Below are 15671 nucleotides of genomic sequence, written 5' to 3'. Positions count from 1 at the left end.
CAAGTAGAGAACGACGCCTGATCCCGTTACCGATCATCAAAGAATTGTCTAACGACAATAAAAATTTGGGTGGTACCACGAACACGTTCGTCCCTTGCCAGGGACGGACGTGTTTTTTGCTGTGAATCACTATGATTGGCTTGCGAAGCAAGACAGAATAGATGATGAACAGTACTAGGCGACCATAGGGAGCGTAGTAACCCTACTAGGAATCACTATGATTGGCTTGCGAAGCAAGACAGAATAGATGATGAACAGTACTAGGCGACAGTAGGGAGCGTAGTAACCTTACTAGGAATCACTATGATTGGCTTGTGGAAGCAAGACAGAATAGATGATGAACAGTACTAGGCGACTGCCGAGAGCGTAGTAACCAAACGAGGAATCACTAGGATTGATTTTTAAAATCAGTGAGACCTAAACACAAGAAAGTCATGGCAACCAATCCATTTTGATACGTTCAATTGAAGCAATTGATTGGTCGAGTCAATGGATTTAGAAATTATACGGAAACGTAGTGAGACGAAAAGGAGCGAAACAAGAATGAAAATGAAAGAAACACTGCATCTTGGAAAAACCGCTTTTCCAATGCGAGGCAACTTGCCGAACCGAGAAGTGGATTGGCAAAAAGAATGGGAAGAAAATCGATTGTATCAACGCCGTCAAGAATTAAATGAAGGCAAGCCAACCTTTGTCTTACACGATGGTCCTCCTTATGCAAATGGGAACATCCATATCGGACACTCATTGAACAAAATCAGTAAAGACATTATCGTACGTTCCAAATCAATGTCAGGTTTCCGTTCCCCTTATGTACCTGGTTGGGATACCCATGGTTTGCCGATCGAGCAAGTGTTGACAAATAAAGGAATCAAGCGCAAAGAAATGAGCTTGGCAGAATACCGCAAAAAATGTGAAGAATATGCTTTGACACAAGTGGATACACAAAGAGCTGACTTCAAACGTTTAGGGGTTTCTGGTGATTGGGAGCACCCATACATCACACTGACGCCCGATTATGAAGCTGCAGAAATTCGCGTTTTCGGAAAAATGGCAGAAAAAGGCTATATCTACAAAGGATTAAAACCAATCTACTGGTCACCATCTAGTGAATCATCACTAGCAGAAGCCGAGATCGAATACAAAGATGTGAAATCACCATCGATCTATGTTGCTTTCCCAGTCGCAGATGGCAAAGATTTGCTTGATTCAGATACATCTTTTGTTATCTGGACGACGACGCCATGGACCTTGCCAGCGAATCTAGGAATCTCTGTGAATCCAACCTTTGCCTATGTTCAAATCTTGGCTGATGGTCGTAAGTTTGTCGTGGCAAAAGATTTATTAGAAACCGTGACGAATGAGATTGGTTGGGAATCTGTCGAAGTATTGCAAGAATTGGCAGGCGATCAATTAGAAAAAATGACGGCGCAACATCCTTTCTATGACCGTACATCTCTGTTGATGTTAGGGGATCATGTGACATTGGATGCCGGTACAGGTTTGGTCCACACTGCACCAGGACACGGGGAAGATGACTACATCGTCAGCAAAAAATATGGGCTGGATGTCTTATCACCAGTCGATAGCCGTGGGGTCTTCACAGAAGAAGCACCAGGATTTGAAGGGGTCTTTTATGACAAAGCCAATCCAATGATCACTGAGCTTTTAGAAGAAAAAGGGGCGCTATTAAAACTAAACTTCTTTACTCACAGCTATCCACATGATTGGCGGACGAAAAAACCAGTCATCTATCGGGCAACGCCACAATGGTTTGCTTCAATTGATAAGTTCCGTCAAAACATTTTGGATGAGATCGAAAAAGTAGATTGGATCATTCCATGGGGCAAAACCCGTTTATACAATATGATTCGCGATCGCGGCGACTGGGTGATCTCTCGTCAACGTGCGTGGGGTGTACCATTGCCAATCTTTTATGCAGAAAACGGCGAAGCCATCATCACGCCTGAAACGATCGAGCATGTGGCAACCTTGTTTGCTGAACATGGTTCAACGATTTGGTTTGAAAAAGAAGCCGAAGAATTGCTGCCGGCTGGCTTCACGCATCCAGGCTCACCAAACGGTAAATTCTCGAAAGAAACTGACATCATGGATGTTTGGTTTGATTCAGGTTCTTCTCACGAAGCCGTGTTACGTCAACGTCCAGAATTGACGTTCCCAGCTGACATGTACTTGGAAGGTTCTGATCAATATCGCGGGTGGTTCAACTCAAGTATCACAACTAGTGTGGCGATCAATGAAGTCGCACCATACAAAGCCGTCTTGTCTCAAGGCTTCACCTTAGATGGCGAAGGCCGTAAGATGAGTAAATCTCTTGGTAATACCATTGCACCAGAAAAAGTGATCAACCAAATGGGTGCGGATATTTTGCGCCTTTGGGTCAGCAGTGTTGACTACGAAGCGGATGTCCGAGTGTCTATGGATATCTTGAATCAAGTATCAGAGGTCTATCGGAAAATTCGCAATACCATGCGTTTCCTATTAGCGAACACGAGTGATTTTGATCCAGCAAAAGACAGCGTACCATTTGAAAACTTGCGTTCTGTCGATAAATACATGATGGTTCGTTTGAATCAAACGATCAAAACGATCCGAGAAGATGGTTATGAAAAATACAACTTCTTGCATATTTACCGAACAGTCATTAACTTCTTGACAGTCGATATGTCATCCTTCTATTTGGATTTTGCGAAAGATGTTGTTTATATCGAAGCTGAAAATGATTTCCAACGTCGCGCCATGCAAACCGTCTTCTATCAAACAGCGGTTGCGTTGACGAAATTACTGACGCCGATCATTCCGCATACGGCAGAAGAAATCTGGTCACATTTGAAAGAAGAAGAGGAATATGTCCAATTAGCGGAGTTCCCTGGCTATGATACATTTGCTAACCAAGAAGAGCTGCTTGATTTATGGCGTGCTTTCCTTGATTTCCGTGACAATGTCTTAAAAGCATTGGAAGAAGCACGTAATGCAAAATTGATCGGGAAATCGTTTGAAGCGAAAGTCACTGTTTATCCAACTGAGCCAGTTGCGGCATTACTAAAAGCTATCGATTCAGATATCGCTCAATTGCTTATCATTTCACCGGACTTCTTAACGATCAAAGAAGCAGGTGAAGCAGCACCAGAAGCGGCCTATCAATTTGAAGACGTGGCGATCTTAGTGGAAAAAGCCGAAGGTGAAGTCTGCGAACGTTGTCGTCAAGTCCGTGTGGATGTCGGTGTAGAAGAGCAGCTACCAACACTTTGCGGCCATTGCGCAGCTATTGTCAAAGAAAACTATCCTGAAGCGGTTGCAGAAGGCTTTGAAAAATAAAAAAACGGAAAAAGATGATCCCATTGCGGGTCATCTTTTTTTTGAAATCAGTCAAGCTTGTTCCTTGAAAATGGGACATAAGCAGCTGTTTGTGACATCCAAATGAGAAAATTCGCGTTAATTGATAACGATTCTCATTTGTTTGCAATAATTTTCCGACAGTTTATTGTATAATAAAAAAACCTTATTAGACGAAGATTCCTGCCTGTGATTTACAAGTCACTATTTGTTCTGTGGATGTAAGTAACCCTTGAAGGAAGAAATCAACTAAATTGGATCAAGTAAAAAAAACTTGCCAGATAGAAAATCAGGTTGTAAACTGTTAAAAATCGGAATATTCAGAATATTGAAAGAAAGTGTGATTCCATGAGTGATTTAGAGATGATGAAAACAACGAACCAAACGATGTACGATGCCGCTTTTGAAAAAGATGCTTGTGGGATGGGGTTCATTGCTCAGAAAAATGGTCATTATTCCCGAGAGCTCGTCCAAAATGCCTTAACGATGTTAGAACGGATGAATCATCGAGGGGGAACTGGCGCTGAACCTGACACGGGGGACGGAGCAGGAATCTTGATGGCGATGCCAGATCCTTTTTTTCAGCAGCAGGCAAAAGAGGCAGGAATCCCATTGCCTGAAAAAGGCGCCTATGCTGTTGGGATGTTTTTTTTACCGAAAGAAAAGCTCCGAGCAGCACAGGTCCAAGAAGAAGTAGCTAAAGATATTCAACAAACGGGTTTTACGGTTTTATGGCAGCGCGACGTTCCATATGATTATTATCAGTGTGGGCCGGGGGCGCAAAAAGTCATGCCATCTTTTGTGCAAGTCTTTATTGAAAAGCCTGTCGATGTAGCAGCTGGCCGTCCCTTTGAAGATCAGCTTTACCGGCTACGGCGTAAACTGGAAAAAACGTATCATACCGATGAGTTGTCTATCTGCAGCTTGTCCAGTAAGACAGTTGTTTATAAAGGGATGCTGCATGCCTATCAAGTTGGCTTGTTTTTCAAAGATCTTCAAAGCCCAGAAATGACTTCGAGTATTGCTTTGACCCATTCTCGTTTTTCAACGAATACCTTTCCAAGCTGGAGTCGGGCGCAACCTTTTCGTTTCTTAGCCCATAATGGCGAAATCAACACGTTACGCGGGGCGGAAAATTGGATGCATGGACATCAGATCGAAGTCTACGATGACGAAAACTCCGATTCGGCAAAGCTGGAAAACTGTATGGAATACTTGTATCGTCAAGGTCGAGACATTCCCCAAGCACTGTTGATGATGGTGCCAGAAGCATGGTCTAAAGAAGCTGGCTTGACGCCAGAACTGACGGCTTTTAATGAATACAATGCAAGCTTTATGGCCCCTTGGGATGGACCAGCAGCTTTATGCTTTACCGATGGGGAGATGGTGGGAGCTGCCCTTGATCGTAATGGATTGCGACCATCTCGCTACTCGATCACGAAAGCTGGTTTTGTTGTCGTGGCCTCTGAGTCAGGAGTTGTGGATCTGCCAGCATCGGAAGTGATTGAAAAAGGGGTGCTTGGACCAGCAAATATGTTTTTGGTGGATACCAAAAAAGGGGTGATTTTACGAAATCAAGAAATCAAAGCGCATTATGCGAATGCCCACCCTTACCAGGAGTGGCTAGCGGAACACCTATTGACACCAGAGCTGCTTCCCGACACTGAGAAGCAGGAGGAAACAGCAGACGATGCGATTCAGACCCTTTGGAAACGAAATGGCTACACGGATGAGATCATACGCACGTTGATTTTACCTATGGCTCAAACGGGAGAAGAACCAGTGATCTCCATGGGGTTTGATTCACCCTTAGCTATTTTGAGCGAACGTCCCCAATCCTTGTTTACGTACTTCAAGCAACAATTCGCCCAAGTGACCAATCCACCCATTGATGCGATTCGCGAAAAATTAGTGATCGGTACCGAGCTGTTTTTAGGTCGAGATGGGGATGTTTCAAAGGACATCCGAATCAATTGTAATAAGCTGAAGATTGCTAGTCCTGTGTTAAAAACGAGTGAATATGAAAAGATCAAACAGTTAAATCAAAATGGTCAAAAAGCGGTTTTACAGTCGATTCTTTATGATTATGTACCAGAAAACGGTGTAGCTTTGCAACAAGCGTTAGAAGCGCTTTTTAAAGAAACGGAGCAAAAAATCGATGCTGGGGCAACGATCGTCATTTTAAGTGATCGGGAAGTCATCCAATCGCAAGAAGGAAAAGTGGCGATTCCGATTCTCTTGGCGGTATCAGGCCTGCACAATTATTTGGTGCGAAAAGGCAAACGTTCCTTGGCATCGATCGTTGCGGATACTGCGGAAGTCTGTGAGGTCCATCATTATGCCATGTTAGTCGGCTACGGAGCAAGTGGGGTCCATCCTTATGGGGCTTACCAGACATTGGCGCATTTTGAGCTTTCAGAGAAGATCGAGAGTTACCGCAAGGCATGTGAAAAGGGCATTGTCAAAATCATGTCACGAATGGGGATCTCAACGATCGCCGGTTACCACGGGGCACAATTGTTTGAAGCGGTTGGTATCTCTGAGAAAGTCATCGCTGAATATTTTACCGGCACGGTTACCCGTATCGGTGGTCTCTCGTTAGCGCAAATCGAGCAAGAATATCTGACGCGTTATGAGGCAGCATATGGTGAAAAACGAATGGATTATCTTGATTCTGGCGGTAGTTTCCAGTACAAAGCCGATGGGGAGCATCATTTGTTCAATCCAAAAACGATCTATGGGTTCCAAAAAGCCGTTCGCACAGGCAGTTATGAGCTTTATAAAGAATATGCGGCGGAAATGAATCAAGAGGCATTGGACAATCCAACGACGTTACGGTCTATGTGGACCTTTGCGAACACAAGACGCAGTATTCCGTTAGCTGAGGTGGAGCCTGTCGAAACGATCGTCAAACGATTTAAAGTCGGGGCGATGTCCTACGGCTCACTAAGTGAAGAAGCGCATCGCTGTATTGCTGAAGGAATGAATGCGATCGGGGCAAAATCCAACAGTGGAGAAGGTGGCGAAAACCGAAATCGTTTCAAACCAGTAGAGGGCATTAATTATAATAGTCGCATCAAACAAGTAGCTTCTGGCCGTTTTGGTGTCAACGCCGAATATTTAATGAGTGCAGATGAACTTCAGATCAAAATGGCGCAAGGAGCGAAACCTGGAGAAGGCGGCCAATTACCAGGCAATAAAGTCTTCCCGTGGGTCGCCGAGATTCGAGGGTCTACGCCTGGTGTTCGATTGATTTCACCGCCACCACATCACGACATTTATTCGATTGAAGATCTAGCCCAGCTGATCTATGACTTAAAAGCCATCAATCCGTATGCACGGATCAATGTCAAATTGGTTTCTAGTACGGGCGTGGGTACGATCGCTACCGGTGTCGTCAAAGCTGGCGCAGACGTAGTCGTGATCTCAGGCTATGACGGTGGGACCGGTGCTTCTCCGAGAAATTCGATCCGTGATGCCGGCTTGCCTTGGGAGATGGGGCTCGCAGAAGCCCATCAAACGTTAGCTATGAATCATTTGCGGCAGCGAATGACCTTAGAGACAGATGGAAAATTGATGACGGGTCGGGACATCGCCATTGCTGCTCTTTTAGGAGCAGAAGAATATAGCTTTGCCTCTTTAGCGCTAGTTGCGATTGGTTGTGTCATGATGCGGGTATGCAGTATCAATACATGTCCTGTCGGCATTGCTACACAGAACCCAGCGTTGCGAAAATTTTTTGCTGGAAAACCTGAGCACATCATCAATACGATGTACTTTTTAGCAGAAGATCTACGGGAAACGATGGCTGAGTTAGGCTTTCGTACCATCGATGAGATGGTAGGACATGCGGAATTGTTGACACCACGCTTCGTTGCTAAAGGCAAAGCAAAATCATTAGACTTTTCGAAAATGATTGGGACGACAATCCCAATCGAACGCAAAGTGACCGATCCATTCCTTGAGAAACGTCAATGGCCAGAATTAGATGCTTTTGCACAAGCTGCTATCGACAACAATCAAGAAATCGTGACGAATCATACGATCAATAATGTTCAACGCTCAGTCGGCGCGCGTTTAGGAGGCTGGATCGCGGAACGTTTTGGCAATTATGAAGTTACGCCAGGTCTGTTACAGTTTACGTATCGAGGTATTGCTGGACAAAGCTTTGGGGCTTTTGCCACCCAGGGCATCCAGTTGAAACTGATCGGTGAGGCCAACGATTATGTAGCCAAAGGGTTAAGCGGTGCCCGCTTGATCATTGTGCCACCTGAAGATGCCGCTTATGACGCAGAGCATTCACCAATTGTTGGTAATGTAGCGTGCTTCGGGGCAAATCGAGGCGAAGGCTATTTCCGAGGCATTGCTGGCGAACGCTTTTGTGTTCGTAACAGTGGAGCCAATGTCGTTGTCGAAGGTGTTGGCGATCATGGCTGTGAGTACATGACTGGCGGTGTCGTGGTGATATTAGGAAAAACCGGCCGCAACTTCGGTGCTGGAATGTCCGGTGGCGTGGCGTATGTTTACGACCCCGATCAAACCTTTGCCGATAAATGCAATCGGGAAATGGTCGATTTATATCGGATTGGCGAAAGTGGCGATGACCACCAACTAAAAGAGATGATCCAGCAGCATTTCGCCTATACAGATTCATTGAAGGCGGCTGAGATCCTAGAAGATTGGGAAAATCAGCAGCACCATTTCATCAAAGTCTATCCGACAGAATACCATCAGATGATCCAAGCGACGGAGACCTTGGCGGACCAAGGGTTTGTCGGAGATGAACTTGTGACGAAAGCCTTCGAAGCTGTCGTCGGTCCACAATTGACCATCCTAGGAAAGGAGCGTGACTAATATGGCAGATCCATTTGGTTTTTTAAAGTACCCAAGAGTAGAAAATCCTACCCGACCAGTGGCAGAACGAATCGAAGACTGGCAAGAATTACAGACGCCATTGCCTGAAAATGAGCGTCAAGAGCAAGCAGCACGCTGTATGAACTGCGGGATTCCTTTTTGTCATACCGGTTCTTTTTACGGGGGGCAACGAGCGGTTTCAGGTTGTCCCAATGACAACCTGATTCCTGAATGGAATGACTTGGTTTATCAAGGGCGTTTCCAAGCCGCTTTTGAGCGTCTTGCCAAAACCAACCCATTACCTGAAATGACTGGTCGTGTTTGTCCAGCTCCTTGTGAAAAAGGCTGTACCGAAGCACTGAATGGCTCGGGTGTCACGATCCACGACAATGAACGCTTTATTATCGATACTGCTTTTGAAAATGATTGGGTCAAAGCCTCGGGATTGCCTCAAGAAGCGACTGGGTTCAAAGTTGCCATCGTCGGCAGCGGACCAGCTGGTTTATCCGCTGCATGGCGCTTGAATCAACTAGGGCATCAAGTGACGGTCTATGAACGCAGTGATCGCTTTGGCGGTTTACTGATGTACGGTATTCCAAATATGAAATTAGATAAAGACGTCGTTCAGCGACGGATTGACTTGATGGCAGAGCTAGGCGTGACCTTTGTCGCTAATACGGAGATCGGTCGTGACTTGTCGGCAGAAGAATTGGCCGCTCAGTATGATCGGGTCATCTTGGCAACAGGAGCTAGTGTTCCTCGTGACTTGAAGATTCCAGGGCGTGAATTGACTGGGGTGCAATTTGCAGTCGATTATCTGACGGAAGCAACCAAAGATGTGTTAAAGCATGGCAAAGCGGCAACAAGTAAAAAACTTGCTGGCAAGCATGTTATCGTGATTGGTGGCGGCGACACTGGAAATGACTGTATTGGTTCAGCGATTCGGCAAGGAGCCGCTTCTGTGCGTCAATTGGAGATCACGCCCCAACTGCCATTGACACGGACCGACAGCAATCCTTGGCCAGAATACCCAATGACAGCCCGCACAGGATATGGGCAAGAAGAAGCGGCTGAAGTGCTACAAACACAAGTGACGTATCATGGGGTGTCCACAACGGCCTTTATCGGCGCCGAACGCGGCCAGTTGATCGCCATCGAAACGGTCTCAGTGGATCAACAGTTTCAGCCGATCCCTGGCACAGAGCAAGTGATCAAGGCGGATTTGGTCTTGCTGGCAATGGGCTTTGTTGGTGCAGAGACCCAACTCTTCGATGCCTTTGGTGTGCGAGAAGTGTACGATGATTACACGACGAACAATGAACGAGTGTTAGTCGCAGGAGATGCCAAAAGAGGACCGAGTTTAGTCATCTGGGCGATTCGTGAAGGACGCTTAGCGGCAGAAAAAGTCGATCAAGCGTTACGATCTTTGGTGTATCAATAAGCAATCAATAAAAAACAACCTGAGCAGCTATTCCTCCTTCTGAATTAGAAGGGGAGCAGCGAAATGCTCAGGTTGTTTGCCTGTTAAGCGGTTGGTTCAGATGGATGGGGCTTTGACAGCTGTTCATTTTTTTCCATTGCTGCCTTCGGTAGGCGAATCGAAAAGACGATGGTTTCATCACGGCTTTCCGCCCAAATCTTTCCACCTAATGCTTCAACGATTTCTTTGGCGATCGGCAAACCAAGACCCGTCCCACCCGTCGCTGTTGCTCGGGAAGCATCCATGCGGTAGAAAGGCTCAAAAATCAAGCCGATCTTTTCAGCTGGGATCGTTTTTCCTTGATTGGTCAAACGAATCAGGATATCATCAGACTCGCTGATGGCTAATCGCAAAGGGGAGTTAGGATAGCTATAATTGATGGCATTGCGGATCAAGTTGTCAAAAACGCGTTCCATTTTCTCCGTATCAACGGTCGCAAAGACTTTTTTCTGTAGCTGAAGTTGCCAATGGAGATTTTTTTCTTCTAACAGCGGCAAAAATTCAAACGTCAACTGTTCCAGCATCAAGCTCAGATCCGTGGTTTCAGTTTGCAAGGCGATCGTTGTAAGATTAAAGCGGGTGATTTCGAAAAATTCGCTGATCAATAGTTCCAGCCGTTGGGCTTTTTGCAAGGCGATCTTCGTATAGCGTGCGCGTAGTTCGGTAGAAAGCTGCGGTTCCTCTTCTAAAAGCGTCAAATAGCCGATCACACTGGTCAAAGGCGTTCGTAAATCATGTGCGAGATAGACGATCAAATCATTTTTTCGTTGTTCCGCTTCTTTGGCGGCTCGTTGATCCTGTAAGTTTTTCTCTCGCAACTGGTTCATTTCTTCTTGCACATCAATCATATTGCTGGAAAGAACGATTCGCTTCGTGGGTTCGGCAATCAGTTGGTTTGTGGCTTGGATCGTTTCATTCAAATAACTGATAGCTTTACTCATATAATAAATCGTTGTGCTCACCCAAATCAGTAAGGCCCCGATGGCTAAGCAAAGAAGCCAATAGTCAGCAAAAAGTCGTAAAATTTGATAAATGGGTTCATAGCCATACCAGACCCTCATTCCAGCAACGAAGCGTACTGCGAAAGGAATGATGATCAAGATCGCCATCAAGATGCCCGTGGTGATAAAGTATTGGGTCAAGAGCTTGCGGATCAATGGACTTCTATTTTTCAATGATATAGCCGACCCCCCATACGGTTTTGATTAATTTCGGTTTGCGGGGTTGTTCGTTCAGTTTTTCCCGCAAACGGGCGATATGTGCCATCACTGTGTTATTGTTGTCTAAATACTTTTCTTTCCAAACTGCTTCAAAAAGGGTTTCCGAGGCAACGACCGATCCTTGGTGTTCAAATAAGTAAAGCAAGATTTTAAATTCGATGGGGGTCAAGAAAACCTCTTTGCCATAAAGAAAACATTGGTGGCTATTGATTTTCAACAGTAAGCCTTCCTTTTCGTATTCTTCAATCTTCTGGGGATTCGCTGACTGGTTGTAACGCTGGTATCGCCGCAGCTGCGTTTTGACCCGAGCAACGACTTCTAAAGGATTGAAGGGCTTGGTCACATAATCATCTGCCCCAAGGCTTAGACCGGTGATTTTATCCAAGTCTTCCCCTTTTGCCGTGAGCATCAGTACTGGGAAAAAGTGGGTCTTACGAATTTGCTGCAACAGCTGGAAGCCGTCGATATCCGGCAGCATCACATCTAAAACCGCCACGTCGACCGTTTCTTTTTCAAGATAGGCCAAAGCGCTCGTTCCATCATAAAAAGGTTCTACTTGGAAGCCTTCATTCCTTAGAAACGTCGTGACTAACTCCGCGATTTCTTTTTCATCATCAACAACAATTATTTTTTCTGCCATCCTTGATTCACTCCAACTATCTACGATCATTTTTCATTTACACTACCATTTACTCTACACCCATCATACCGTAATCGGTAAGCGAATGCATTCGTTTTCTACTTTGAACTAGAGGTGATGCGGGAACCTAGGCGGCTGATCAATTCATTGGTAATGGTTTGTGCTTGATCAGCGGTAGTCGTCCAATCGCTGATTACTTCGAGCGAACTTTCGACCGCCAGTTCTGGATAGTCCGTTAAATCGATCAAGAGCATATCCATACAAACCAACCCAATCTGCGGGAGTAAAGCACCTTGATAAGAAAGTTGGAACCCTTGGTTTGATAGGGCACGTGGAACCCCGTCGCAGTAGCCGATGCTAACGATCCCGATCGTGGCTGGTCGATCAAAAATAGTGCCTAATCCATAGCCGATCGCTTCACCAGCGGCAACTGTTTTTTTGTCTACCAGTAAGGCTTTGAGTGTCAAAATCGGTTGTACGTTTATCTTCTGCTTCGTTGGTTCGTTCGGGACGCTCAATGAACCAGTTAGAAGAATACCTGGACGTACATAATCATAGTGTTTCTCTGGGTAATTCAATATTCCGTAGCTGCTTTGCAGATGTGTCAGTCCATAGACGATATTTCTAGCGGATAAGCCAGCCAACAGATCATCAAAACAAGTGATTTGGGCTTGTGTCCGCAAGATACTTGCCGTATCCAGCTGATCTGAAGAGCCTAGATGGGAAAAAATGCCTGTGATCTTGAGAGATGGCAAGGCGTAAAGTCCAGTAACTGTCTCAAGATCAGGTGCAACGCCTAAGCGGTGCATACCAGTATCTACTGCTAAATGGCATTCGATCGGTATGCTTGTTTGGGCTAAAGCATGCCCATGGGCCTCACTAACGATGGTTTGAATCAAGGAATAATGTTTCATCTCTTTGGCATGTTGGGCAGAAGTGTACCCTAAAATCAGTAAGCGACTTTTGATGCCTGCTCGCCGTAATTCAATGGCTTCTTCAAGGGTAGCAACGGCAAAGAAATCGACGCCGGCTCTTTCTAGGGTACCGGCAACCGTCTTCGCATCACAACCATAAGCATCCGCTTTAACCACCGCCATCACTTTTGTTGTTGCTGGGATCAATCGCTTGATTTCCTGCAAGTTGTGCAACAAAGCGGGGGCGGAAAATTCTTTGGCTGCTCGCTGCAAGTGAAGCGGCGTTTTTTTCGAAAACGGGAACAGCTTTTGCAAAGCAAAGAGACCATGCACCACCCCAATGGTCAGTCCTAAGACCACCAAGAAATTGATCAGATTGTTTTGCAGCAAGGGTAGCTTTTGACTAAGAAAATGGGTCACTGCAATGGTATAAGGATGGAGCAAATAGAGCCAAAGGGACAGTCGACCCGCTTGTTTCCAGATTATGGGTGCTTGCCATTGCTGGATGATCGGAAATAAAAACAACAGGACGAAGGGCAAAAAAACATACATGCTGTCATGTTTCGGCGTGGTAAAGTGATGCAAAAGGTAACTTTCCAAAAGCAAGCAAATCAGACTGATCAGCAGATAACTATAGCGATGGGGAGAAGCTGGTTTCTTGGCAAATCTTCTGGCTAGTACCCCTAAGATCAAAAACAAAGGAGCAAAGAAAATGCCGTTGCGAGTTCCATCCAATAGTTGAAAAATCAGTGAATAGAGTGGCGTAATGGGTGTTTGTGCAGCCAGGCCAGACCAACTGTCCCCACCTAAACCAACCACATACAAACCGACAGCAATGAAAAACACCTGCTTGAAAGAAAGCCGTGTCAAGAGGCCCATCACTAGTAGACTGCCGGTAATGATCGCAGGAAAATACCAAAGATGGTAAAGAATGCCAGTGACCAACAATGTTTGGATAAAGGTGCCCAGCGGCATGTTCAACCCAAGCATGCCGCTGTACCAAGCAAGCGGCAAAAAGAGCAGTGTGGCTATGAGGTAGACTTGCAGCTGCTTTTTAATAAACTGCCAGACACGCTGTCTGGCAGGATAGCTGTTTTGGGTGGCTAAGTCGCTGAACACGTAATATCCGCTGATCATAAAAAAGAAGGGGACGGCAATTCTGAAGAGCGTCAACGTGATCAGGATATCACCGTCAGGCCATAAGCGGTGAAGAGGCAGACAGTGGATCGCCACCACCATCATCGCCAAAATCACCCGGAATTGCTCGATTCCTTGATTCTTCTTCATGCGAACTGCCTCGCAGTTTGTTCAAGGTATTGATGGTATTCTTCCAAGGTCCACTGTTGACTGGCGATGATTTGACTATGAGGCAGACCGACATAACGAAAATGCCATGGTTCATAGCCAATCCCTGTAATCTCCTGTTTGTCTGCGGGATAGCGTAAAATAAACCCATAGTTCATCATTTCCTGGGTAAATAAATCAGCGGCTGCGCTGTCACGAAATCGTGGGCAGATCAAATCATCCTGGCTGCCCTTTAAACCAACATCGATCGCTAAGCCTAACTGATGTTCACTGCAACCGGGCAATGCCACAAATTGTTTCGTATAGGCTAGCCCATTTTCTTTCAAGGAATATTCCCATAAATACCGTTGCTGCTTTTCGGTTCGGTAGCCATCTAACAAGCAGATCTCGTTTTCAAGCTTTAAGGCTTTGACGAGCCGTTCCCATTGTTTGGCTGCTTCTGGCTGCAAGTAAACCTCGTCTTCGCTGAAGGCAGCAAGGACTAAATGAGGGGGTTCTTGGTTTTTTTCTAACGGAAATTCTTTGCTAACTAACTGTAGATAGGGATTCATTTGACTTCCTCCTTTGCTAAGACAAGCAGTTTTTGTAGTAGTTCTTGATAGGATAAGCCGACCGCTGCCATCATGGCAGGATAGCGGGAGTGACTCGTAAAGCCCGGCATAGTATTGATTTCATTCAAGTATAGTTCTCCTCGCTCCGTGACAAAAAAGTCGATGCGAGCAAGACCTTTAAGACCAAGACTACGATAGAGCAGCTGAGCTTGTTCTTTGACCTTGGTTTCAATCGTTTCAGGCAATGGCGCAGGGACGGTGATTTTGGCGCTGATCAGCTGGTACTTTTCTTCAAAATCGAAAAAGCCGTCTACTAATGAAATGGCGTCACAAGCACCGACAGTCAAAGAGTCGTTGCCCAAAATACCGCAACCGATCTCAACACCGGCAATATTTTTTTGTAGGAGCACTGCGGAACAATAAGTAAAGGCTTCTTTTAAGGCAGAAGCGATTTCTTCAACGCAGGTGACTTTAGTGATCCCTTTTGAGGAGCCCGCTTCATTAGGCTTAAAGAAAACTGGGAAGCCATGGGTCTGGATAAAAGCTTCGATTTGTTCTTGCTGGTTGGCTTGATTTGTCAAGAGAATCGTAGGAGCACTTTGTACGCCAATGGCTGCTGCAGCTTGATGCAGCAGCCATTTGTTCATACATAAGGCAGAACCTGCCACCCCGCAGCCTACATAAGGCAGCTTCATCAATTCAAACAATCCTTGGATACTGCCATCTTCCCCGTATTTGCCATGCATAATGGGAAATAAAACATCAGGTACCAACGTTTGCTGCTCTTCACTTAGCCAAAAGCCGTTTCCTTCGAATAGCGGCTGTATTTTCTGTTTATGTTTCGTATCCAACAACCACGTGTCTTGTCGGATGTTTTCCAGTTCTCCTGTATACAAGTACCAATCCATAGCATCTGGGGCGATCCCGATCAAAGAGAGGTCGTAGTCATAGGGAGATGATTGGAGTGCTTCGATTGCGCTAGTTGCTGAAGCTAAAGAAACGGTGTATTCCGGTGAATTGCCTCCAAAAATAATGGCGATTTTTTTCATGTTTTTCTTCCTTCCGCTTTTCGATTCTTACTACATTCAGTCTATCAAGGAAAGAAAAAAGAAATTTGCGGGCTTACTGGTATCTTTCTTTTCTTTTTGTGATGAAATTCTGACGAATTTATGACAAAAGGAAGGCGACAGCTGCCGCTCTTTTTACACCAGAAAGAAACTAGCCTTTGAAGTAGAAAAAGCTGCCATAAGATGGAGTGGAAAAAATAGTGAAAAAAGAGCACTCTGAAGGAAAGGGGGAGGCAATAGCAGGAACGTTGACACAAAAAAAGCACGCCGAAGCATGCTTTTT

Annotated in this window: 8 protein-coding genes; 3 read left to right on the top strand and 5 right to left on the bottom strand. The window is 45.4% G+C overall.

Going from position 1 to position 15671, the window contains the following annotated elements; all coding sequences use genetic code 11:
• The first annotated feature begins 543 nt into the window (after nucleotides 1-543).
• The 3 genes from ileS to ECA1_RS14370 all read left to right on the top strand — a co-directional run bounded on the left by ileS (nucleotide 544) and on the right by ECA1_RS14370 (nucleotide 9652).
• The gene (gene ileS / locus ECA1_RS14380; protein ID WP_060792854.1) at nucleotides 544-3339 is read left to right on the top strand and encodes an isoleucine--tRNA ligase; all 2796 of its coding nucleotides are present in this window, start codon (nucleotides 544-546) and stop codon (nucleotides 3337-3339) included.
• A gap of 366 nt (nucleotides 3340-3705) precedes the next feature.
• A complete protein-coding gene (gene gltB / locus ECA1_RS14375; protein ID WP_172462580.1) occupies nucleotides 3706-8211 on the top strand; it encodes a glutamate synthase large subunit in 4506 nt (1501 codons plus the stop codon).
• Between the two features lies 1 nt (nucleotide 8212).
• Entirely contained in the window at nucleotides 8213-9652 is a 1440-nt protein-coding gene (locus tag ECA1_RS14370) for a glutamate synthase subunit beta (protein WP_005228830.1), read from the top strand.
• A gap of 83 nt (nucleotides 9653-9735) precedes the next feature.
• Here ECA1_RS14370 and vanS read toward each other — a convergent pair whose 3' ends face one another.
• The 5 genes from vanS to ECA1_RS14345 all read right to left on the bottom strand — a co-directional run bounded on the left by vanS (nucleotide 9736) and on the right by ECA1_RS14345 (nucleotide 15370).
• The gene (gene vanS, locus ECA1_RS14365; RefSeq protein WP_015510159.1) at nucleotides 9736-10866 is read right to left on the bottom strand and encodes a vancomycin resistance histidine kinase VanS; all 1131 of its coding nucleotides are present in this window, start codon (nucleotides 10864-10866) and stop codon (nucleotides 9736-9738) included.
• The gene (gene vanR-C / locus ECA1_RS14360) at nucleotides 10856-11551 is read right to left on the bottom strand and encodes a vancomycin resistance response regulator transcription factor VanR-C (protein WP_005228837.1); all 696 of its coding nucleotides are present in this window, start codon (nucleotides 11549-11551) and stop codon (nucleotides 10856-10858) included. Before vanR-C ends, vanS begins: the two co-directional genes overlap by 11 nt.
• Nucleotides 11552-11649: 98 nt before the next feature.
• A complete protein-coding gene (gene vanT / locus ECA1_RS14355) occupies nucleotides 11650-13752 on the bottom strand; it encodes a membrane-bound serine racemase VanT (RefSeq protein WP_060792853.1) in 2103 nt (700 codons plus the stop codon).
• Nucleotides 13749-14321, bottom strand: coding sequence for a D-Ala-D-Ala dipeptidase/D-Ala-D-Ala carboxypeptidase VanXY-C (locus ECA1_RS14350; RefSeq protein ID WP_060792852.1), 573 nt, complete (start codon nucleotides 14319-14321; stop codon nucleotides 13749-13751). The genes vanT and ECA1_RS14350 overlap by 4 nt, the downstream gene beginning before the upstream one ends.
• Nucleotides 14318-15370 (bottom strand): D-alanine--D-serine ligase VanC2/3, encoded by a 1053-nt coding sequence (locus tag ECA1_RS14345; RefSeq protein WP_060792851.1) that lies wholly within the window; start codon nucleotides 15368-15370, stop codon nucleotides 14318-14320. The genes ECA1_RS14350 and ECA1_RS14345 overlap by 4 nt, the downstream gene beginning before the upstream one ends.
• Nucleotides 15371-15671: the final 301 nt, after the last annotated feature.

This window comes from Enterococcus casseliflavus NBRC 100478 (assembly GCF_001544095.1).
In the GTDB taxonomy this organism is placed as follows: domain Bacteria; phylum Bacillota; class Bacilli; order Lactobacillales; family Enterococcaceae; genus Enterococcus_D; species Enterococcus_D casseliflavus.
The sequence above is the reverse complement of the archived record's forward strand: the minus strand, read 5'-3'. Positions and strand labels throughout refer to the sequence as shown.

What these genes read in the sequence shown, in the direction of transcription:
- vanR-C (WP_005228837.1), bottom strand. Translation starts at nt 11,551, where the DNA reads ATGGCAGAAAAAATAATTGTTGTTGATGATGAAAAAGAAATCGCGGAG.
- vanT (WP_060792853.1), bottom strand. Translation starts at nt 13,752, where the DNA reads ATGAAGAAGAATCAAGGAATCGAGCAATTCCGGGTGATTTTGGCGATG.
- ECA1_RS14370 (WP_005228830.1), top strand. Translation starts at nt 8,213, where the DNA reads ATGGCAGATCCATTTGGTTTTTTAAAGTACCCAAGAGTAGAAAATCCT.
- ileS (WP_060792854.1), top strand. Translation starts at nt 544, where the DNA reads ATGAAAATGAAAGAAACACTGCATCTTGGAAAAACCGCTTTTCCAATG.
- gltB (WP_172462580.1), top strand. Translation starts at nt 3,706, where the DNA reads ATGAGTGATTTAGAGATGATGAAAACAACGAACCAAACGATGTACGAT.
- ECA1_RS14350 (WP_060792852.1), bottom strand. Translation starts at nt 14,321, where the DNA reads ATGAATCCCTATCTACAGTTAGTTAGCAAAGAATTTCCGTTAGAAAAA.
- ECA1_RS14345 (WP_060792851.1), bottom strand. Translation starts at nt 15,370, where the DNA reads ATGAAAAAAATCGCCATTATTTTTGGAGGCAATTCACCGGAATACACC.